This window comes from Embleya sp. NPDC055664 (genome assembly GCF_053618075.1).
In genome coordinates, this window is the sequence record NZ_JBSHGZ010000014.1 from 123390 (window position 1) to 143753 (window position 20364).

19 protein-coding genes are annotated in these 20364 nt (G+C 73.0%); 5 read left to right on the plus strand and 14 right to left on the minus strand.

Going from position 1 to position 20364, the window contains the following annotated elements:
• Positions 1–42: 42 nt before the first annotated feature.
• Entirely contained in the window at positions 43–210 is a 168-nt protein-coding gene (locus ACWGR4_RS23385; RefSeq protein ID WP_078976897.1) for a DUF3117 domain-containing protein, read from the minus strand.
• Positions 211–492: 282 nt separating this feature from the next.
• Here ACWGR4_RS23385 and ACWGR4_RS23390 point away from each other — a divergent pair, with 282 nt between their 5' ends.
• The gene (locus tag ACWGR4_RS23390; RefSeq protein WP_379999773.1) at positions 493–1290 is read left to right on the plus strand and encodes an enoyl-CoA hydratase/isomerase family protein; all 798 of its coding nucleotides are present in this window, start codon (positions 493–495) and stop codon (positions 1288–1290) included.
• A gap of 48 nt (positions 1291–1338) precedes the next feature.
• On the opposite strand, the gene ACWGR4_RS23395 is transcribed toward ACWGR4_RS23390, so the two are convergent.
• Positions 1339–1932, minus strand: coding sequence for a DNA-3-methyladenine glycosylase I (locus ACWGR4_RS23395; RefSeq protein ID WP_379999771.1), 594 nt, complete (start codon positions 1930–1932; stop codon positions 1339–1341).
• Positions 1929–2579: a DivIVA domain-containing protein gene (locus tag ACWGR4_RS23400; RefSeq protein ID WP_452132887.1), complete on the minus strand. Its 651-nt coding sequence runs from the start codon at positions 2577–2579 to the stop codon at positions 1929–1931. The genes ACWGR4_RS23395 and ACWGR4_RS23400 overlap by 4 nt, the downstream gene beginning before the upstream one ends.
• Before the next feature lie 202 nt (positions 2580–2781).
• Here ACWGR4_RS23400 and folP point away from each other — a divergent pair, with 202 nt between their 5' ends.
• A complete protein-coding gene (gene folP, locus ACWGR4_RS23405) occupies positions 2782–3594 on the plus strand; it encodes a dihydropteroate synthase (protein ID WP_452132895.1) in 813 nt (270 codons plus the stop codon).
• Positions 3595–3748: 154 nt separating this feature from the next.
• Here folP and ACWGR4_RS23410 read toward each other — a convergent pair whose 3' ends face one another.
• The 5 genes from ACWGR4_RS23410 to fdxA form a co-directional block, all read right to left on the minus strand.
• On the minus strand, positions 3749–5155 hold the full coding sequence (locus ACWGR4_RS23410; RefSeq protein WP_379999767.1) for an alkaline phosphatase PhoX: 1407 nt from the start codon (positions 5153–5155) through the stop codon (positions 3749–3751).
• 99 nt (positions 5156–5254) lie between these two features.
• Positions 5255–6037: an LOG family protein gene (locus ACWGR4_RS23415; RefSeq protein WP_379999764.1), complete on the minus strand. Its 783-nt coding sequence runs from the start codon at positions 6035–6037 to the stop codon at positions 5255–5257.
• Positions 6038–6091: 54 nt separating this feature from the next.
• Positions 6092–7153, minus strand: coding sequence for a succinyl-diaminopimelate desuccinylase (gene dapE / locus ACWGR4_RS23420; RefSeq protein WP_379999762.1), 1062 nt, complete (start codon positions 7151–7153; stop codon positions 6092–6094).
• A gap of 62 nt (positions 7154–7215) precedes the next feature.
• Positions 7216–8298: a succinyldiaminopimelate transaminase gene (gene dapC / locus ACWGR4_RS23425; RefSeq protein ID WP_452133636.1), complete on the minus strand. Its 1083-nt coding sequence runs from the start codon at positions 8296–8298 to the stop codon at positions 7216–7218.
• An 87-nt stretch (positions 8299–8385) separates the two neighbouring features.
• Positions 8386–8712: a ferredoxin gene (gene fdxA, locus ACWGR4_RS23430; RefSeq protein WP_020556628.1), complete on the minus strand. Its 327-nt coding sequence runs from the start codon at positions 8710–8712 to the stop codon at positions 8386–8388.
• A 204-nt stretch (positions 8713–8916) separates the two neighbouring features.
• Here fdxA and ACWGR4_RS23435 point away from each other — a divergent pair, with 204 nt between their 5' ends.
• Positions 8917–9852: a GNAT family N-acetyltransferase gene (locus ACWGR4_RS23435; protein WP_452133633.1), complete on the plus strand. Its 936-nt coding sequence runs from the start codon at positions 8917–8919 to the stop codon at positions 9850–9852.
• Positions 9849–10688, plus strand: coding sequence for a SirB1 family protein (locus tag ACWGR4_RS23440; protein ID WP_395794416.1), 840 nt, complete (start codon positions 9849–9851; stop codon positions 10686–10688). The genes ACWGR4_RS23435 and ACWGR4_RS23440 overlap by 4 nt, the downstream gene beginning before the upstream one ends.
• A gap of 225 nt (positions 10689–10913) precedes the next feature.
• On the opposite strand, the gene ACWGR4_RS23445 is transcribed toward ACWGR4_RS23440, so the two are convergent.
• The 5 genes from ACWGR4_RS23445 to ACWGR4_RS23465 form a co-directional block, all read right to left on the minus strand.
• Positions 10914–12506 (minus strand): glycoside hydrolase family 18 protein, encoded by a 1593-nt coding sequence (locus ACWGR4_RS23445; protein ID WP_452133634.1) that lies wholly within the window; start codon positions 12504–12506, stop codon positions 10914–10916.
• A gap of 210 nt (positions 12507–12716) precedes the next feature.
• Entirely contained in the window at positions 12717–13322 is a 606-nt protein-coding gene (locus tag ACWGR4_RS23450) for a response regulator transcription factor (RefSeq protein ID WP_452133635.1), read from the minus strand.
• Between the two features lie 10 nt (positions 13323–13332).
• A complete protein-coding gene (locus tag ACWGR4_RS23455; RefSeq protein ID WP_379999752.1) occupies positions 13333–14550 on the minus strand; it encodes a sensor histidine kinase in 1218 nt (405 codons plus the stop codon).
• Between the two features lie 71 nt (positions 14551–14621).
• Entirely contained in the window at positions 14622–15338 is a 717-nt protein-coding gene (locus tag ACWGR4_RS23460; RefSeq protein ID WP_379999750.1) for an ABC transporter permease, read from the minus strand.
• Between the two features lie 8 nt (positions 15339–15346).
• On the minus strand, positions 15347–16297 hold the full coding sequence (locus ACWGR4_RS23465) for an ABC transporter ATP-binding protein (protein ID WP_379999748.1): 951 nt from the start codon (positions 16295–16297) through the stop codon (positions 15347–15349).
• Between the two features lie 178 nt (positions 16298–16475).
• Between ACWGR4_RS23465 and ACWGR4_RS23470 the strand changes: the two genes are divergently transcribed.
• Complete coding sequence (locus ACWGR4_RS23470) at positions 16476–17195, plus strand: hypothetical protein (RefSeq protein WP_379999746.1); 720 nt, start codon at positions 16476–16478, stop codon at positions 17193–17195.
• A 102-nt stretch (positions 17196–17297) separates the two neighbouring features.
• On the opposite strand, the gene ACWGR4_RS23475 is transcribed toward ACWGR4_RS23470, so the two are convergent.
• Entirely contained in the window at positions 17298–20144 is a 2847-nt protein-coding gene (locus ACWGR4_RS23475) for a VanW family protein (protein WP_452133345.1), read from the minus strand.
• Between the last annotated feature and the right edge of the window lie 220 nt (positions 20145–20364).

A 20364-nucleotide genomic window follows, 5' to 3' on the forward strand; every position in this document is an offset into this window, starting at 1 on the left:
CCGTCGCATCACGACTTTCGTCGAGGGCGTCGCCCCAGGGGGTCAGCCCACGGCGTTCTTCAGCGCCTCGCTCAGGGCGCCGGCCTCATCGGCCGACAGCTCGACCACGAGCCGTCCACCGCCCTCAAGCGGAACGCGCATGACGATGCCCCGCCCTTCCTTGGTCACCTCGAGCGGGCCGTCGCCCGTCCGCGGCTTCATGGCCGCCATGCTCGTTCCCCTTCCTGCATATCGACGCACCGGTGCTCAAACCGGCCACCGGTCTTCGAGAGCATTGATCAGGGACCATTATCCCGCATCGAACGGTGGGGTGAGCAACATCGGGTCCCGTCGACCTCTCCAACCCCGTCCGTACGGCGCGGAATGGGATGGTCCGTCCCGGCTCGGAAATGCGGCTGACGGTCCGTCAGGGGCGGGGCGGGGGCCGGATCCGGCTTCCGGCATGCTGTGCACATCCCACCTGCGGCGATGTATGTGATGTGGAGGCAAGTCATGACCGACAAGGCCGAGATTGTGCGGTACGACCTCGCCGACGGAGTCGCGACCGTCACCCTGAACCGGCCCGAGGCGATGAACTCGCTCGACGAGCCGACCAAGATCGCGTTGCGCGACGCGGTCCTGCGCGCCGCCGAGGATCCGGCCGTCCGGGCGGTGCTGTTGACCGGAAGCGGTCGGGCGTTTTGCGCCGGCCAGGACCTGAAGGCGCACATCCGGCAGCTGGAGACCGGCCCCGACGCCACCTTCGCGACCGTGCGCGAGCACTACAACCCGCTCGTGACGGCGCTGGCGACGATGGCCAAGCCGGTGATCGCGGCGGTCAACGGGGTGGCCGCCGGGGCCGGCGCGGCGATCGCCTGGGCCTGCGACTTCCGGATCATGGCGGACACGGCCGGCTTCAACACCGCCTTCGCGGGGGTCGCGCTGACCGCCGACTCGGGCGCGTCCTGGACCCTGCCGCGCCTGGTCGGCCAGGCCCGGGCGATCGAGCTGCTGATGCTGCCCCGCACGATCAAGGCCGCCGAGGCACTGGAGCTGGGCCTGGCCCACCGGGTGGTCCCGGCCGAGGAGGTCCTCGACACCGCCCGCGACCTGGCCCATCGCCTGGCCGAAGGCCCGACCGTGGCCCTGGCGGCCCTGAAGGAATCGGTCGCCTACGGCGCCTCCCACTCCCTGATCGACACCCTGGCCAAGGAGGACGAACTGCAACTGCGAGCGGGCTCCTCCGAGGACCACCGGATCGCGGTGGCGGCCTTCGTCGCCAAGGAGAAGCCCACCTTCCTCGGCCGCTGACCCCCACCGCCCGGCGGGGCGCACGCGGCCCGCCGGGGTGGGCACGGGTCAGCGGGAGATGCAGGTCCTGAGGTGGTCGTTGACCAGGCCGCAGGCCTGCATCATCGCGTAGGCCGTGGTCGGGCCGACGAAGCGAAAACCCTTGCGCTTGAGTTCCTTGGCCAGGGCGGTGGACTCGTCGGTGACCGCCGGGACGTCCGAGAGGGCCTCGGGGGCCTTCCGGCGGCCGGAAGGTGCGAAGGACCACACGAGGGCGTCCAGGCCGCCCTGGAGGGCCTGTGCCGCGTGTGCGTTGGCGATCGCGGCGTCGATCTTGGCCCGATTGCGGATGATGCCCTCGTCGGCGAGCAGCCGCGCGCGGTCCGTGTCGTCGAAGGCCGCCACCCGCGCGATGGAGAAGTCGGCGAAGGCGGCCCGGAAACCCTCGCGCCGACGCAGGATCGTCAACCACGACAGACCGGACTGGAACGCCTCCAGACACAGCCGCTCGAACAGCCGGTCGTCACCGTGCACCGCGACGCCCCATTCGGTGTCGTGGTACTCCCGGTAGTCCTCGGGACCGGTGGCGCCCCACGGGCAGCGCAGCAGTCCGTCCGGCCCCGGAACCGGACCACCGACGACGGGGGCGGTGGCGGCGGTCATGACTTCGGCTCGCCCTTCGCCTCGTCGCCCTTGCTCGCCTCGTCGTCCTTCGGCTCGTCGCCCTTCGGCACGTCCTCGGCCTCGTCCTTCGCCTCGTCCACAACGGCCTCGGGCGCCGCCTCCCCAGCCGACGCGTCCACGTTCGACTCCGGAGTCTCGTCCGCGTCGGCGGCCGGTTCGACCCCCGGTTCGGCGGCCTCGGTGTCGACCCGCGTCGAGCCCGCGGCCTCGGCCCGCTCCGGCTTCTCCAGCGACAGCGTGGTGCCCGAGCCGCGCGGGGAGGGGGCGTGCCCGCTCGCGCCGAACGCGCTCGCCCCGGCGGCGGCCACGCCCGGCGTCGCCGAGGCGACACCGACCGGCGTGGTGCCGGCGATCCTGTACTCCAACTCCAGGATGCGCGCGTCGCGAGCCGCGAGTTCGCCGGTGAGCCGATCCAGGACCAGGTCCACCTCGCTCATCCGGTAGCCCCGGAAGACCACCGGGAAGCGGATGTGGTCGACGTCGGCGCTCGTGAGCGGGCGGTCGCCGGGCATCCGCAGCTCGGGCTGTTCGCGGTAGGCGTCGGGAAGGGAGCCACCCGCCCCGAGCACGACCGCGGCGATGACGAGGACCACCCCGATCACCACGACAAGCTGGATCCAGAACACGGACGGCTCCCCTTCGACGGTGGTGCAGGCGCTGGAACGGTGTCGGCTCCGGGCCGTTTCGGGAAGCCCCCGGCTCGTCGCACGGGACGATCGTGCCACGATCAGGGGGTCAGGTGGCACGTGCAGGGTGTGGGCGGAGGTCGACGGGGTGACGACGCTGAGGCTGGGACGACGGGAGTTCGAGGGGGACGAGTTGGTGATCATGGCGATCATCAATCGGACACCGGACTCGTTTTTCGACAAGGGCGCGACGTTCGACGATCGGCCGGCCCTGGACGCGGTCGCCCGCGCGATCGACGAGGGCGCGGGAATCGTGGACATCGGGGGCGTGAAGGCCGGTCCGGGGGCCGAGGTGGACGTCACGGAGGAGATCCGCCGGACGGTGTCCTTCGTGGCCGAGGTGCGCCGCCGCCACCCCGACGTGGTGATCAGCGTGGACACGTGGCGCCACGAGGTCGCCGAGGCGGTCTGCGACGCGGGCGCCGACCTGCTCAACGACGCGTGGGGCGGGGTGGATCCCAAGCTGGCCGAGGTGGCCGCGAAATTCGACGCGGGCATCGTGTGCACGCACGCCGGCCGGGCGCAGCCGCGCACCCGGCCGCACCGGATCGGCTACGTCGACGTGATGGCCGACATCCTGGACGTCACGGTGGGCCTGGCCGAGCGCGCCGCGCGGCTCGGCGTGCGTAGAGACGCGATCCTGATCGACCCGGGGCACGACTTCGGCAAGAACACCCGGCACTCGTTGGAGGCCACCCGCCGGCTCGGCGAGATGGTCGACACCGGGTGGCCGGTCCTGGTCTCGCTGTCCAACAAGGACTTCGTCGGCGAGACGCTGGACAAGCCGGTGAACGAACGGCTGCTCGGCACCCTGGCCACCACCGCGGTCAGCGCGTGGCTCGGGGCCCGGGTGTACCGCGCGCACCAGGTGGCGGAGACCCGCCAGGTGCTCGACATGGTGTCCTCGATCCACGGCACCCGGCAGCCCGCCGTGGCCCGTCGCGCCCTGGCCTGACGGGCCCGGGGCGGGTCTTCGAGCCCCCGATCGAAGACCCCGCCCCCAGCGCGCTTCCCGGAGAACGCCTTTCGGCGCCCGCCCCCACCGCGAAGGTGGGCGCGGGCGCCGAAAAGTGGGCTTCGACGACGGCGACGGCCGCCGACTCGGTGCCTCAGCAGCGCTTCCAGGGACCCTGGATGGCGTACATGGTGCCCGGGGTCTGCACGTTCGCGAACAGCGTGCGGCCGTCCTCGGAGAAGACCGGGCCGGTGAACTCGCTGTCGCCGTCCACGTCGTTGCGGGCGACCGGGTAGGTCTTGCCGTCGTCGGTCGCGCCGAGCAGGTGCTGCACGCCCTCGCCGTCCTCGGCGATGATCACGCCGCCGTGCGGCGACACGCTGATGTTGTCCGGGCCGTCGAACGGACCGTCCACGTCCGGCGTGGTGTTGACGCCGAAGCGCAGCTTCAGGGTCAGCCGCCCGCGGCGCGGGTCGTAGAACCAGATCTGCCCGTCGTGCGGGGTGCCCGGGCTCTCCTTGCGGGCGAAGCTGGTGACCACGTACGCGCCGCCGTCGCCCCACCAGATGCCCTCGATCTTGCGGCCGCGGGTGATGTCGGTGTTCTGGAACTGCTTGCGGATCGAGGTGGTGCGCGCGTCGCGCTCCGGCACGGTCACCCAGTTCACCGCGTAGGTGGTACCCACCTCGGTCGCCCGGGAGAGGTCGTCCACGTGCTTGCCGCTCGCGTCCACGCAGCGCATCGCCGCGAGGGTGCCCGCGTCGTCGGCCAGCTTGCGCAGCCGGCCCCGCCCGCCGTCCCAGTGGCGCGGCGGCTCCCAGCGGTAGAGCAGTCCGTTCGGGTTGCTCGCGTCCTCGGTCAGGTACAGGTGGCCGCGGCGCGGGTCCACCGCGACCGCCTCGTGGGCGAACCGGCCGAGCGCCTTGATCGGCTTCGGGTCGCGGTTGGCGCGGCGGTCGTACGGGTCGACCTCGAAGACGTAGCCGTGGTCCTTGGTGGCGGTGCCCTGACCGGCCAGCTGCTCGGTCTCCTCGCAGGTCAGCCAGGTGTCCCAGGGGGTCACCCCGCCCGCGCAGTTGGTCGCGGTGCCGGCCACGCCGACGTACTCGCGGATGCGCCTGCCGTAACGGTTCACCTCGACCACGGTGCAACCGCCGGGCAGGCCCTCGTCGTAGACCAGGCCCGCGAGGTGCGGCACCGGCAGCGGGGTGTCCTTGAACGAACCGCCGAGCTCGTGGTTGTTCACCAGGACCGTGCCGCCGCCGCGCAGCTTGAACGCGCCGGTGCCGTCGTGGTTGCTCGGGGTGGCCTCGCCCGACTCCAGCTTGGTGACACCGGCCTCGGTGACTATCTGGTACGAGAAACCCTTGGGCAGCGCCAGGCGCCCGGCGGGGTCGTCCACCAGCGGGCCGTAGCCGACCTGGGCCGGCGGGCGGCGGTCGCCGGGGCGGGACGAGGCCGAGGCATTCGGCGCCAGCAGCATGCCGGTGCTGCCGATGAGGGCGACACCGGCACCGGTGGTGGCGGTGCGACCGAGGAAACCCCTACGGGACAGCGACATCTGGTTTTCTCCTGTGACAGGCGGGAGATATCGGGACGCCCCTACGCTTTCGCCCGTCGGTGTCGCCCGAGTGAACACGACGGGGCTCCCGCATGCCCGTCAGGTGGCAATCGCCCCGCCGGCGGCGCGTCCTTCGGCGGCGGCCTTGTCCGCGCGTGCCTCGGCCTCCAGTTTCGAGCACTCCAGATCGGCGTCGCGGATGATCCGCACCGCCTCGTCCACGTCGTCGGTGATCCGGATCAGGTCCAGGTCGGCGGGCGACGCCTTGCCCTGGGCGATCACCACGTCGCGCACCCAGTCGACCAGTCCGGTCCAGTAGTCGCGGCCGATCAGCACCACCGGGAAGTGTGTGACCTTGCCGGTCTGCACCAGGGTGAGCGCCTCGAACAACTCGTCCAGCGTGCCGATCCCGCCCGGCAGCACGATGAAGCCCTGCGCGTACTTGACGAACATCGTCTTGCGCGCGAAGAAGTAGCGGAAGGTGATGCCGCGGTCCACGTACGGGTTCAGCCCGGACTCGAACGGCAGCTTGATGCCGACGCCCACCGACTGTCCGCCGGCGTCCCGGGCGCCCTTGTTGGCCGCCTCCATCGCGCCGGGGCCGCCGCCGGTGATCACCGCGTAGCCGGCCTCCGCCAGGGCCCGCCCGACCCGCTCGCCGATGCGGTACTCGGCCGAGCCCGGTTTGGTCCGGGCCGAGCCGAACACGCTGACCGCGCGGCCGAGGTCGGCGAGCATGCCGAACCCGTCCACGAACTCGGTCTGGATCCGCAACACCCGCCACGCCTCGGTGCCGAGGTGCCCCATGCCGGGATGTTGTTCCTCCACCTCGCTGGGCGAGGCGAACTCGGGTGGCTCCTCCGGAGCGAATCGCGCGTCCATCCGGCCACCCTGTCACGCCGAGCCGGGGCCCGATCGCATTTCCGCCCGCCCGGGTCAGCCCAGCCAGCGCCGCAGCCGCTCCTCGCCGGCTCCGATCAGCGCGATCTCCACGTGCTCGTCCCGCTTGTGCGCCAGGTTCGGATCGCCCGGCCCGTAGTTCACCGCCGGAATGCCGAGGGCGGAGAAGCGCGCGACGTCGGTCCAGCCGAACTTGGCCCGCGGCGGGGTCCCGATCGCCGCCACGAACGCCGCCGCGGCGGGCCGGTCCAGACCGGGCAGGGCGCCGGCGGCCTCGTCGGTGAGCACCACGTCGTACCCGGCGAACACGTCGCACACGTGCGCCAGCGCCTGCTCGACACTGCGATTGGGCGCGAAGCGGAAGTTGACCGTCACCGCGCACACGTCCGGGATCACGTTGCCCGCGACCCCGCCCTCGATCTTCACCGCGTTCAATCCCTCGCGGTATTCGAGGCCGTCGATCTCCACCCGCGCGCCCTCGTACGCCTGCAACCGGGCCAGGATCGGCGCCGCGGCGTGGATCGCGTTGTCGCCCAGCCACGAGCGGGCCGAGTGGGCGCGGGTGCCGGTGGTGGTCACCTTGACCCGCAACGTGCCCTGGCAGCCGCCCTCGACCGCGCCGCCGGTGGGCTCCATCAGCACCGCGAAGTCGGCGACCAGCCACTCGGGGTGGTTGTTCGCCAGCCGCAGCAGCCCGTTGCGGGCGGCCTCGACCTCCTCGCAGTCGTAGAACACGTAGGTCACGTCGCGATTGGGCTCGGGCAGGTGCGCGGCGAGTCGCAGTTGCACCGCGACGCCGCTCTTCATGTCGGAGGTGCCGCACCCGTACATCAGCGGACCCTCGATCCGGGACGGCACGTTGTCCGCGATCGGCACGGTGTCCAGGTGACCCGCGATCAGGATGCGCTCGGCGCGCCCGAGTTCGGTGCGGGCGACGACCGAGTCGCCGTCCCGGTACACGGTCAGGTGCGGGAAGGCGCGCAGCGCCTCCTCCACCGCGTCGGCGAGCACCCGCTCGTCGCCGCTGACCGACGGGATGTCGACGAGTTGCGCGGTGAGCGATGCCGCGTCCTGGGACAGATCGAGCTTCACGGTCATGCCGGAAGCCTATCGCCGTCCCCGAACGCGACCCTCGGCTCCGAGCGTCCGCGACCGCTCGCTCAGACCTCGTGCAGCCGCTTCACGCCCGCCGCGATCCGCTCGTCGGTCGCGGTGAACGCGAGCCGCACGTGCCGATCGCCCAGCGGCCCGTAGAAGTCGCCCGGCGCGACCAGGATGCCGCGCTCGGCGAACCAGGCCACGGTCTCCCAGCAGTCCTCGTCGCGCGTGGCCCACAGGTACAGGCTCGCCTGCGAGTGCTCGATCCGGAAGCCCGCCGACTCCAGGGCGCCGCGCAGCGCCGCGCGCCGGGCCGCGTAGCGCGCCTTCTGCGCGGCCACGTGCTCGTCGTCGGCGAAGGCGACGGTCATCGCCGCCTGTACCGGGCCGGGCACGATGTGTCCCGAGTGTTTACGCACCGCGAGCAGCTCGCGGATCACCGCGGGGTCGCCGGTGACGAACCCGGCGCGATAGCCGGCCAGGTTGCTGCGCTTGGACAACGAGTGCACCGCGAGCAGACCCCGGTGCGAGTCGCCGCAGACGTCGGGGTGCAGTACGGACACCGCCTGGGTGTCCCAGCACAGCTCGATGTAGCACTCGTCGGAGACGACCAGCACGTCGTGCTCACGGGCCCACGCCACGATCGCGCGGGTCTCCTCGAGCGTGCGCACCGCACCGTGCGGGTTGCCCGGCGAGTTCAGCCAGATCATCCGCACCCCGGCGGGATCGGGCAGGGTGCCGTCCACCACCGGCAGCGGGGTGGCCCCGGCCAGCCGCGCGCCCACGTCGTAGGTGGGGTACGCCAGCGCCGGGTGCGCGACGGTGTCGCCCGGGCCGAGCCCGAGCTGGTTGGGCAGTGCCGCGACCAGTTCCTTCGTACCCATCACCGGGAGCACGGCGTCCGCACTCGCCCCGGTGACGCCGAGCCGGCGGCGCAACCACCCGGCGATCGACTCGCGCAGCTCCGGCTTGCCGAACACGGTCGGGTAGCCCGGCGCGTCGGCGGCGGCGCACAGCGCGGCGCGAATCAGCTCCGGCGTGGGGTCGACGGGGGTGCCCACCGACAGGTCGACCACGCCGTCGGGATGGGCCCGCGCGCTCGCGCCGAACGGCTCGAGCCGGTCCCAGGGGAAAACGGGGAGCAGGTCGGTGACGCGACGTGCTTCCCGGCCCCGCGCGTCGGCGGGGTCGGGAAGCGGCCGCGCACCGTTGTGCGAAGCGGTCACGACGCTCTACTCGCCGGTCGCCTGCGGCGGCAACGCGGCGATGAGCGGGTGGTCCTTGGCGATCAGACCCATCTTCGAGGCGCCGCCCGGGGAGCCGAGGTCGTCGAAGAACTCCACGTTCGCCTTGTAGTAGTCCTTCCACTGCTCCGGGGTGTCGTCCTCGTAGAAAATCGCCTCGACCGGGCAGACCGGCTCGCAGGCTCCACAGTCGACGCATTCGTCGGGGTGGATGTACAGCGCACGCTCACCCTCGTAGATGCAGTCGACGGGGCACTCCTCGATGCATGCCTTGTCCTTCAGGTCGACGCAGGGCTGCGCGATGACGTAGGTCACGTCGGGTTCCTCCTCATGCGGGCGGTACAGGGTGCGCGGGAGCGCGGCAACGTCGGTGCCCACAACTAGTATCGCGGTGGGCCGGGGCCTACTCCTAGCAGGTGGCCCTTACCTGTGGGCCGGGAACATGTCAGCAGACGTGGGCGGACGAGGTCAGCACGGATCGGGGATGCCGGACAGGTGAAGAGGATCACACCGCGGGATGTGGGCAGACGCGTGTCGGTGCGCCGCGAACTGCCGCCCGAGGACGCCGAGGCGAGCTATTCCGACGTCGTGGGCGACCTCGTGGACTGGCGCGACGGTGTGCTGACAATCACCCGCAGGGACGGCAGTATCGCCCGGGTGGCGGAAGCGAGCATCGTCGCCGCCAAGGTGGTCCCGCCACCCGTACGGCGGCTCACCCCGGCCCGCCTGCAGGACGTGGCCAGTCGGTCCTGGCCCGCCCCCGAGGTCGCCGCCTTCGGCGAGTGGCTGCTGCGCGCGGCCGGCGGATTCACCCGGCGGGCCAACTCGGTGCTGGTCCTCGGCGAGCCCGACATGCCCTTCCCGGAGGCACTCGATCGAGTGAATGCCTGGTATTCGGCACGCGACCTGCCGACGCTGTTCCAGGTCGCGCACGAGGACCCGTTCGACCGTTTCCTCGACGCCGCCGGGTGGCCGGCCGAGGGCGACGCGCTGATGCGCACCGGGCGCCTGGTGCGCGCGGCCGACGTGCTGCGCGACGTGGACGCGAGCCGGGTCGAGGTCGGGACCACCCTCACCGACGGGTGGGTCTCGCTCTACCACCGGGTCGCGCGACACGCCGGCGGCGCCGAGCGGCACGTGCTCCAGGGGCCCCCGGGGACGCTGTTCGCGACCGTGTCCGACCCCGAGTCGGGCCGGCCGGTCGCCATCGGCCGGGTGTGCGTACTCGGCCGCTACGCGGGCTTCGCCGGCCTGGAGGTGGACCCGGCGCACCGCAGACGCGGCCACGCGCGGGCGATCGTCAAGGCGCTGACCGACCGGGCGCTCGCGGGCGGCGCGGTCACCGGCTGGCTCCAGGTGGAGTCGGACAACCGGGCGGCGCGCGAGCTCTACGACGCGCTCGGCTACACCGACCACCACGGCTACCACTACCGCCGCTCCCCGGCCGCCACGTGAGCGCTCCCGGGAATCCCCGCGACCGGTTCGCGGCGGTCGTGCGGGCCGACGAGGTGGATCTGGCCGAGGCCGCGCTGCTGATGGGCGTCGAGGTCGATCCGGCGTTCGATCCGGCCGTGGGAATCGCCGAGTTGGAGCGGCTCGCGGCGGCAGTGCGGGCCGAGGCGGGGCCCGGCTTCGACCCGCCGGGGGCCGCCGCGGCGCTGGCGCGGGTGCTCGGCGGGCGGGCCCGATTCCTCGGGCAGCAGTCCGACTACGCCGACCTGCGCTCGTCGCTGCTGCACGAGGTGCTGCGCCGCCGCCGCGGATTGCCGATCCTGCTGTCGGTGGTGTGGATCGACGTCGGCCGCCGGGCCGGGCTGCCGGTGTACGGCGTCGCGTTGCCGGGACATTTCGTGGTCGGGATCGGGGATCCCGACGGCGAGTTCGAGCTGGCCGACCCGTTCCACGGCGGGGTACCGCTGTCGGTGTCCCGGGCCCGCCGACTGGCCGCGGAGGCGGGTGGCCGGCCCGGCGATCCGACGCTGCTGCAACCGGCGCGGCCGACCGCGATCCTGCTCCGGATGTTGAACAACATCCGCGCCTGGGCGGCGCAGCCCGAGCGCGGGATCGAGGGTGCCTGGACCCGGCTGTGGGCCGTCGAGCTGTCCCTGCTGCTGCCGCGCCACCCGGCGGCGCTGCGCCACGAGCGCGGCACACTGCTCGCCAGGACCGGCCAATTCGCGGCGGGCGCGCGGCAGCTGGAGGAGTACGCCGAACTGGTCAAGCACATCGACCCCAAGGCCGCGGAGGGCATGCTCACCGAGGCGAAGGCGGCCCGGGCCCGGCTGAACTAGGCCCTGTCCGGCGGGACTCCTCGCCGCGCTCGCCGCATCGAGAAAGCACTCGAACCGAACAACCATAAGGTTGCCTCTTCGGTTCGCACGCACCCGGCAGCGACCAACCCAGTCCTCCACCCGACCCACCGGAACCGGCCACACCCCGCCCGGCGCGGGGCCGCCCCGAGTGCCGTGCGACCGCACCGGGCCGGTGGCCGGCGCCACGCCCGGGTCCGCCCGCGCTCAGCCGCCGAGTGCGCGCAGGAACGCCTCCGGCTCCTGGGCCATCCCGCTGCACGTGGGGTCGGCGCCGGTCTCGGTCGCGGTGCCGTCGGCGCACGGTCGGTCCCGCGCGGCGGACCACCACGCGACCCGTCCCAGGTGGTTCTGCCGGGCGAAGTCGGCGAACCGGCGCGCGTCCTCCAGGGTGAACACCTCACCCGGCACGTCGTTGCGGCCGATCATCACCGTCACCGACACCCGCCGCCAGGCCTGTTCCTGGGTCAGATGCGGCCACACCTCGCGGATCTGCGCCTGGAGCGCGTGCGCGGCGTCGGCGGCGAAGCGGCCCATCCGTCCCTGCGGCCGGGGCGCGACCCCGGCGCCGTAGTTCATCGCCTTGATGTTCACGTAGGAGACCTCGACCTGCCGCGCAGCGGCGTCCCGCAGCAGCGCCTTGGCCTCGTCGCCCAAGCCCTGGAGCGGATGCACCGGCAGCGAGTAGCCGACGTCCACCCGCCGGTCCGCCCGCCGCGCGTCCTCCTGGAGCAACCGCAGCGCCGCGTTGCGCCGCTGCACCACATCGGGGCGGACCAGCGCGCGGCCCTCGATGTCCAGATCCATCGCGTCGGTCCCGGTGGCGTCCAAAACCTGCCGATAGGCGGCCACCAGCTCCTCCGGGCTGCCGCAGGACACCGCGAGGTCGGTGCCGCCGGCGCCGCCGAAGGCGACCCTGATCGATCCGCCGGTCTCGCGCAGCGCGGCGATTCGGGCGGTGGTCGCGGGGTCGTCGAGGCGGGTCACCCCGCCCCACATCGGCCGGCAACCACCGCCGTCCACGACATAGGCGAGGGTGCGGTCGCGCACGCCCGACGATCCGGCCCGGGTGGGGTCAAGCGTCATGTCCAGGTAGGGCGCGAGGTGTTCGATCGTGCCCGAGCGCGGCGTGGCATCGGTCGGGGACGCGGTCACCGGCGGGGCCGCGGGGGGCGACGTCGTCGCGCCGCCCCGGCCGGTGCCGGTCGGGGTCGGGGTCCCGGTGTGCCGGTCGAGGCCGGCGGACGGGCTCGCGGCCGGCGTCGACCCGGGCGGGCCGGTCCGCTCGTCCGGTCCGGGCCCGGCCGACCCGCCGCACGGCTTGTCGTTGATCGTGCAGGCGGTCGGCCCGTCGGCGCGGACCGGCTCGGTCGCGGTCGGCACGCCGACTCCGTCCCGGCGGACCTCGAAGCCGACCACGATGCTCTCACCCGGCCGCAGCGCCCGGTTCCAGTTCTCGTTGCGCACGGTGTAGCGGCCGGCCGCCGGTTCGAGCCGGCCGTTCCATACGGTGGCGATCCGCGTGCCCGCCGGCAGGTCGAAGCGCAGGGTCCAGCCCTCGACCGTGTCGGAGCCGGCGTTGCGCAGCACGTACTGGCCGCTGTAGCCGCTGGGCCAGGATCCGGTGCGCACGTAGTCGGCGCTGAGCAGGTGATCGGCGTCGGACGAGTCCCCGGACAGCGCCACCACCAAGGCGGCCGGCAACGCGGCGAGCACGGCACTCGCGACGGCCCAGCGGATGCGTTCCCGACGGGGACGACGGGTGCCCGGTTCGGGACCGCCTGCCCGGTGCGACCCCATGCCCATTCCTCCGACATCCTCTCCGACGGCACTCGGGCCGCCGGGCACGAGGACTCTACCGGCCTTCGGGCCCCGGTCCCATCGATCCTCCCGGGGCGCCGGCGGGAAAGATCCGTTGTCCCACAACGGGGGATGCCGGTCCCACATTCCGTCGGCGACCCGTACGCCACCGGGGCAACCGCGCGATCCGGACACCCGTACCGGCGCCGGTCAGAGCCAGCCGTTGTCGTGCGCGATGCGCACCGCGTCCGCCCGGTTGCGGGCGTGCGTCTTGCCGATGCACGAGGACAGGTGGTTGCGCACGGTGCCCTCGGACAGGCGCAGCAGGGTCGCGATCTCGGACACCGTCGAGCCGCCCGACGCCGCGCGCAGCACGTCGCGCTCGCGCTCGGTCAGCGGGTCGGCGCCGACGGAGAGCGCGGTGGCCGCGAGCGTGGGGTCGATCACCCGCTCGCCGCGCAGCACCCGGCGTACGGCGTCGGCCAGTTGCGCGGCGGGTGCGTCCTTGACCAGGAACGCGTCCGCGCCCGCCTCCATCGCCCGGCGCAGATAGCCGGGGCGGCCGAACGTGGTCAGGATGACGATCCGGCAACCGGGCAGTGCGCGGCGCAACTCGGCGGCGGCGGCCAGACCGTCGCGTCCCGGCATCTCGATGTCGAGCAGCGCCACGTCGGCGCCGCTCGCCCGCACCGCATCGACCACCTCGTCCCCGCGCGCGACCTGGGCGACAACCCGGATGTCCTCCTCCAGGCCGAGCAACGCGGCCAGCGCCTCGCGCACCATGGCCTGGTCCTCGGCGAGCAGTACGTTGATCACGGCCCGAACGTTAGCGGGTCGCTTCCGGTGCTCCGGGGGCAATCCGGCGCTCGGCGGTCTTTCCGGGAAGCACCGGGACCGAAGCGGTCAACCCGAACCCGCGCCCGTGCTCCCCGCCGCCGACCTCGATGGTGCCGTGGGCCAGGGCGAATCGCTCGCGCAGCCCGGTCAGCCCGTTGCCCTCACCACCCGTCGCACCGCGCCCGTCGTCGCGGATGTCCAGTCGCCAGATCGCGCCGGTGTCCAGGCGCACCGTGCAGCGCCGCGCGCCGCTGTGCCGCATCGTGTTGGTGACCGCCTCGCGCAGCGCCCAGGCGAGCACCGCCTCCGCCTCCGGGTCCGGGCACTGCGGCCACTGCTCGGGCACCACGGTCAGCTCGATGCCCACCGCGCGCGCCGCGATCCGGGCGCCCGCCAGCTCGACCGCGAAGGTCGGCCGCCGGTAGCCGCTCACCGCCTCGCGCACGTCCACCAGCGCCTGCCGGCCGACCCGCTCGATGTCGGCGACCTGTTCGGCCGCGCGGTCCACGTGCTCGGGCAGGAAGCGGCCGGCGAGTTCGCTCTTGAGGGTGATCAGCGACAACGAGTGGCCGAGCACGTCGTGCAGGTCGCGGGCCATCCGCAGGCGTTCCTCGTTGGCCGAGAGCCGGGCCACGATCTCCCGGGCCTCGCGCAGTTCGACCAGGGTCTCCAGGAGTCGGCGCACCCCGATCATCACCCCGCCGGTGAGCACCGTGACGAACGCCAGGACCAGCAGGTCGTTGCCGGCAGCGCCGAGCAGCACCCCGAGCCCGAGCCCGGAGGCCGCGCAACCCAGGATCCCCCACATCGACCATGGGAAGCGCAGCCCGGCCCCCACCGACACCGCGACGTAGACCATCAGGCCGAGCCAGGCGTCGTCGAAGGTCAGGATCAGCCCGACCGCGACCGCCCACAGCAGCAGACAGGCCCCCGACTGGGCCCGCTCGGTGTCGAGCGCCCGGCGCAGCACCGCCTCCACCCGACCGAACAGGCCGAACCAGCCGACCCCGCCGAACACCAGCGCGACGTAGCAGACCACCACCACGAGCAGCCCGATCGAGCCCACCGTCAGGCGCACCGGCCCGTACCCCCCGGTGGCCAGGTCGTGCACCACCGGGGTCAGGAAGAACAACCAGAGCAACGACCACGACATCCGGATGGCCCGCCCACGCGTCGAGTCCTGCCGTGTCGCGTCCGACCACCGCATGTCACGCGCTCCTTCTCGGGAACAGGTCCCACCACGCCTCGGGACCGTCCCGTCGGGCGAGCGGCCCCGGATCAGGCCGCCACCTTCTGCTCGTCGCGACGGTAGCGCCAGGCGGCCAGCGCGGTGAACGCGACCAGGTACACGGCGAGCACCACCACGTCGGCGACGCGGGGCCGATGCCCGGCCAGTACCTCCCAGCCCAGTTGCCCGTAGCGATACGTCGGCATCACGTGGCCGATGTCCTGGAGGACCTGCGGAAACCCGCTCAGCGGGACCCACATGCCACCCAGCACCGCCATGCCCAGGTAGACCAGCATGAACAGCGGCTGCGCGGAGTCGGGGGCGACGAGGTAGCCGAGCCCGATCCCGAGCACGGCGAACACGAACGAGCCGAACCACAGCGCGATCACGATCACGCCCCACTGCCACGCGTCCAGCCGCACCCCGCGCAGGAAGCCGGTGCCCAGCACGAGCACGATCGCGGGCAGGCCGACCACCGCCGCCGAGACGAGCTTGGAGATCACGTACTGCCGCCCGGTGAGCGTGGTCAGCCGCAACTGCCGGGTCCAGCCGCTCTGCCGCTCCGCCGCGATCCGCTGCACACCGGCGCTGAGCACCGCGCCGACCGCGCCGAACGAGGCCATCGACACCATCACGTACGCGGACACGTCGGTGCCGTCCACGTCTCCCGACTGGCTGCCGAAGATCAGGTACATCGCGACCGGATACGCCAGCGTGAAGAGCAGGTAGCGCCGGTTGCGCAACATCCTCAGCACTTCGAGTCTCATCAACGTCCTCATGCCGGGATGCCCTTTCCTTCCGCCTCGTCCGCCTGCTGGGTGATCGCCAGGAACGCCTGCTCCAGACCGAGACCGGCGACCTCCAGGCCGCGCGGACGCAGGCCGGCGGCGTAGATCGCGGCCACCGTCTCGTCGGCGTCGCCGCTGCGGATGCGCACGGTGTGGCCGCTCAGTTCGATGTGCGCGATGCCGGGCAGCGCGCGCAGCACGGCCTCGTCCTGCTCGACCGCCCGGTCCAGGTCGAACGCGATCCGGCGCAGCCCGGCCCGGGCCTTGATCTGCGCGGCGCTGGCGTCGGCGAGCAACCGCCCCCGGTGCAGCACGAGCACCCGGTCGGCGACGTTGTCCGCCTCCTCCAGGTAGTGCGTCGCGAACAACACGGTGCGGCCCAGTTCGGCCTGCTCGCGCATGCTGACCCAAAACCGCTGCCGGCTGTCCACGTCCATCCCGGTGGTGGGCTCGTCCAGGACGATCAGGTCCACCTCACCCGCGATCGCCATCGCGAAGCGCACCCGCTGGGCCTGGCCGCCGGAGAGCTTGTCGACGTTCTTGTCGACCAGGTCCTCGATGCCGGCGCGACGCAGCACGTCCGCACGCGGCAGCGGGCGCGGATGCAGGTCGCGGGCCAGGCCGATCATCTCGCCGACGGTCACGTCCGGCATCAGGCCACCGGTCTGCAACATCGCGCCGACTTGACCGCGCCGGATCGCGTCGCGCGGATCGCCGCCGAACAGCGCGACCGTGCCCTCGGTGGGCCGGCTCAGCCCGAGCAACAGGTCGAGCGTGGTCGACTTGCCGGCACCGTTGGGCCCGAGCAGCGCGACGGTCTCCCCTTGGCGCAGTTCGAGGTCGAGCCCGTCCACGGCGCGCAATTCACCGAAGCACTTGCTCACCCCGCCGAGCGCGACGGCCGGCGCGGTCGTCTGTTTCCCAGCCGTGATCGTCATGCCCCCAGCCTGGCCGACCGCCCGCGGCCGGCGAAGTGGGAAACCTCCTGATCAGGGCATGACAGATGTCATGGGCGCCGCACCCCGGCCGCGGAACCGGCGCGCCCGTCCGGACCTCACCGTGTCCAACCCCCGCGAACCGCCGCCCCCGCCCGCTCCCGGGACTAGCGTGGCCGCCATGGTGCGACTGACCGACTCCCAGACCGGCAAGTCCGAACTCGTGACCACCTCGATCGGCAGGCGGGTGCGGGTGGCCTACCCGAGCCGTTCGCTGCGCGCGGCGATCATCGCCGACACCTTCCGCCGGGTCGCCGGCCGACACCACCTGACCGTGACCGTCCACCACCTGCCCTATCGCGCGCAGGTGGCGGACGCCGCGGGCTACGGCCGGTACAACATGCCGCTGCCCGCCACGGGGCAGCCCGACGGCGCGATCGACCTGTACTTCGGCGAGGACGGGGACGAGGGGCCGCGCGCCCGGGTGCACGTGTTGCATCCGGCGGCGGTGGTCGACGCCGCGCCTCGCCGGCCGGTCCCGCACCCCGAGGATCCGCTCGTGCTGCGGCTGATCCTGCTCTCGCTGGCCGCCGACGAGCCGCTGCGCGCGGACCACGCCGGGTATCACGGGGCGGCCGACGCGACGGCCGTCCTCGCCGAACTGCGCGCCCGGACCGCCACGTGCGCCGAGTCCCCGTCCGCGCCGATGCCGGCCGCGGCGATCGGGCCGATCCACGCCGCGCTCGACGCCGACCTGGACACCCGCACGGCGATCCGGCTCCTGGTCGAGCTGGCCCGCGACGAGAAGGTGGCGCCGGGGGCACGCTTCGAGGCGTTGGCACACGTCGACCGGTTCCTGGCCCTCGACCTGTCACGGGACGTGGGCCGCGCCGGGCCGTGAGGCGAGGGCTTCGCGGGGCCGGGCCGACACGGCGAAGGCGGGGCCGGATCGCCCGTAGGTGCGATCCGGCCCCGCCTCGTGCGTCCGCCGCCTCGGCAGCCGCTAGTCGTCCGACATCCGTACCGGCAGTGCGCCCGGCGGGGGTGAGTCGGCCGTGCGGCCCTGACCCTCGCCCTCGCCCGCGCCGCCGGACTTGTCACAGGTGATCTTGTCGGCCGGGTCGTACTTGGTGTGGAACTTCTCCCGGGCGGTTTCCTTGCCGCCCTGGATGAACACCCGGGTCACGTCGATCTTGAACCCGTCCGACGCGGCCTGCTCCACGCAGCCCGCCGACTTGTCCACCACCGACTTGGGCTTGACCACGTCGTACTTGGTGCCGGGCTCGGCCTTGATGTCGTCGTACTTGCGGGTGCCGAACAGCGTCACGGTCACCGTGGAATCGGTGTACGTGGACTCCAGGTAGACGTTCTTCCCGGAGTCGTTCTGGAACTTCAGGTCCAGCGACGGCCAGGCCACCGTGGCCTCGCGACCGGGCGGGTAGCGGTCGATCCAGAAGCTGTGCGGGCGGTGCATCACGTCCTTGAGCCCGGCGAAGAACACCGCGTTGAACGTGGTCGTGGCCACCTGCGAGACGCCGCCGCCGAAGTCGGTCTGGAAGCGCCCGTTGTTGATGATCGTGCCCTTGGCGAAGCCGTTCTCCGCGGTGCGCTCGCCGACCGTCTTGTTCAGGCTCCAGGTGTCGCCCGGCTTGATCACCGATCCGGTGATCAGATCGGCGGCCCGGTGGATGTTGGTCAACCGGTACGCGGCGTACGGGTAGTTCGTGGTGTAGGTCGACATCACCTCGGTGATGCCCAGCTTGTTCGCCGCCTCCGTGGTCAGCGCGGGCTCGACCGGGCCGAGGTTGACCTTCGCGGTGCGCGCCGCGCCGGACTTGGTCAGCACGGACAACACCGCGTCGGCCGCCGTGGCGCCGGAGACGCCCTTGCCGGACACGGACGGCACGACGGTGACCTTGGCGCCGGCCGTGAGCTTGCCCTCCACCTTGAACGTGGCGTTCTTCGGCTTCTCGCCGACCGAGGAGAAGGTCTGGCCCAACTCCTCCTGGAGACCGTTCGCGTCGATCCTGGGCTGCAACTTCCCGGCGGCGTCCGGGACCATGGTCAGGTACTTGGCCAGCGCCGGCGGGTTCAGCTTGAAGGACTTGGTACCGGCCGTCAGGGTCACCGGCCCCGACATCGCGGGCACCGCGAACTCGCGCATCGCCCGGTCCACTTCGGCCTGGGTGACCTTGGGATCGGCGGCCTTGGTCGGCAACGCGACCGGACCGCCGCCGTGCAGGAAGGCCGCCTCGACCAGCTTGATCGCGGCGGGGGTGTCCAACACCTTGCCCTTGGCCGGCGGCACCGCGGTGGCCTGGCCGCTCGCGAACGAGATCCCGCCGTCGACCTGCGCACCGCCGGCCTCGGCGGCCAGCGCCTCCAGCGCGGCGCCCAGCTTGACCGGGTCCACCACGGTGCGCGGCTGCGTCTCCCGGGTCTTGCCGAACATCGCGGGCACCGAGGTGAGCGGGTTCATCCCGCCCTTGCTCGCCTCGCTGACGGTCGCGCGCGCGTCCAGGAGCAGCCCGGACGCGGCCGGTTCCAGCCGCAGTTCCTTGCCGCCGAGGTCGAGCATTATCGGCTTGGTGGTGCGGTCGCCGAGCTTTTGTTCGAGCGTACGCACCGCCTCGTCACGGGACTGGCCGCCGATGTTGACGCCGAGCACCGAGGTGCCGCGCGGCACCCCGCCGCCGGCGTAGGCCAGCGACACGCCGTACACCCCGCCGAGGACCGCGATCCCGGCCGCGCACGCGATCAGCGCCTTCGGCCTGCGCCGCCGGGGCGGGGCCGGGGCCGGGCGCGCCTCGTCGGTCCGCTCCTCGGCGCCGACCGGGTGCTCCGCGGCGGTCCCGGCCGCGTCGGTCGTGCCGTACTGCGGGAACCCGTGGTCGGCGGCGTCCTGTTCCTGCATCGTGCGGTATTCGTACGGCCCGTCCGAGTCGCCGTCCAGGGTCCACCGCGGTGCCTCCTGCGAGGGCAGCGGGGCCTGACCGCGCAGCACCACCGGCGGGATCGGCCGCGATCCCGGGATCTTGATGCTGACCCGGGTGGTCATCGTCTGGTCGCCGGAATCGCCCGCGTCTGCGGGCATTTCCGCGTCCGTGCCGGCCTCGGCCGGCGGGGTCGGCGCGGGGCCGGCCTCCGGCGTGCCGAAGCCGGCGATCAACCGACGCCGACCCACCCGGTTCGGCAGCGCGCCGCCCTCGGGCGCCGACCGGGCCGCATCCGAGGCGCCCGGATCGATCGGGTGTACGACCGGCCGGCCGCCGGTGCGGCCGACCTCGTCCGGGCCCGGCCCCGACGCTCCCGCGCCGTGTTCGCCCGCGACGCCGTAGCCGGTGTTCGGCGGTAGCGGCCGTTGTGGCTCGTGCGCCGGCGCCGGTCCGGGCTGTCCCGGCACATACGGCGTGGCCGGCGCGTCCGCGAACGGCACGGGTCCGGGCGCACCGGTGCCCTCGGTGGTCAGGCTCCTGGCTCCGGAGGCGCCGGGAACCCGCTGCGGCAGGCCGCCCGGTCCCGGCGGCGGCGCGGCCGGCTGCCGGGGCGGCTGCGCGACGGGCGGCACATCGTCGTCCGCGCTGGGCCACGACGAACCTCCCGGCGGCCCCGCGACGGGCGCGGGCCGGGGCGGTTCGTCGTCGAACCACGACGCGAACTCGTCGTCGTCCCCGAACGGATCGGGAGACGGATGCGGAGACGACGCGGGCGCGGCGGATCGCTCGCGGGCGGCGGGCGCCGCCGACGACGGCCGCCCGCGTCCGAAGAACGGATGCGGATCACCATCGTGATCGTCGCGGCGCGGCTGCGCGCCCGGGTCGTCGGGCGTGGGGGGCTGGTCGTTACTCACGAAGAACGAGCTCTCCGACAGCTGAAGGTTGCGTGGCGGCGCACGGCCGCCCCCGCCCGGGATCGGACGGTATCCGGGAAAGTGCGACGGCGGTGCGTTGACACCCGCCGCGTGCGGGTCGTGACACGGCCTTCGAGGGATCTGGTGCTCCCCGCCGAAGGCACGTGGGCGAACTCGGCCACCGAGGTTGCCCGGTACGACGGGCCGGAGGAGTCGGTCG

Coding starts and splice junctions, on each gene's coding strand:
- folP (WP_452132895.1), top strand. CDS start 2,782: ATGGCGATCATCAATCGGACACCGGACTCGTTTTTCGACAAGGGCGCG.
- ACWGR4_RS23445 (WP_452133634.1), bottom strand. CDS start 12,506: ATGGGGTCGCACCGGGCAGGCGGTCCCGAACCGGGCACCCGTCGTCCC.
- ACWGR4_RS23395 (WP_379999771.1), bottom strand. CDS start 1,932: ATGACCGCCGCCACCGCCCCCGTCGTCGGTGGTCCGGTTCCGGGGCCG.
- ACWGR4_RS23470 (WP_379999746.1), top strand. CDS start 16,476: ATGGTGCGACTGACCGACTCCCAGACCGGCAAGTCCGAACTCGTGACC.
- ACWGR4_RS23385 (WP_078976897.1), bottom strand. CDS start 210: ATGGCGGCCATGAAGCCGCGGACGGGCGACGGCCCGCTCGAGGTGACC.
- ACWGR4_RS23455 (WP_379999752.1), bottom strand. CDS start 14,550: ATGCGGTGGTCGGACGCGACACGGCAGGACTCGACGCGTGGGCGGGCC.
- ACWGR4_RS23460 (WP_379999750.1), bottom strand. CDS start 15,338: ATGAGACTCGAAGTGCTGAGGATGTTGCGCAACCGGCGCTACCTGCTC.
- dapE (WP_379999762.1), bottom strand. CDS start 7,153: ATGACCGTGAAGCTCGATCTGTCCCAGGACGCGGCATCGCTCACCGCG.
- ACWGR4_RS23390 (WP_379999773.1), top strand. CDS start 493: ATGACCGACAAGGCCGAGATTGTGCGGTACGACCTCGCCGACGGAGTC.
- ACWGR4_RS23415 (WP_379999764.1), bottom strand. CDS start 6,037: ATGGACGCGCGATTCGCTCCGGAGGAGCCACCCGAGTTCGCCTCGCCC.
- ACWGR4_RS23410 (WP_379999767.1), bottom strand. CDS start 5,155: ATGTCGCTGTCCCGTAGGGGTTTCCTCGGTCGCACCGCCACCACCGGT.
- ACWGR4_RS23465 (WP_379999748.1), bottom strand. CDS start 16,297: ATGACGATCACGGCTGGGAAACAGACGACCGCGCCGGCCGTCGCGCTC.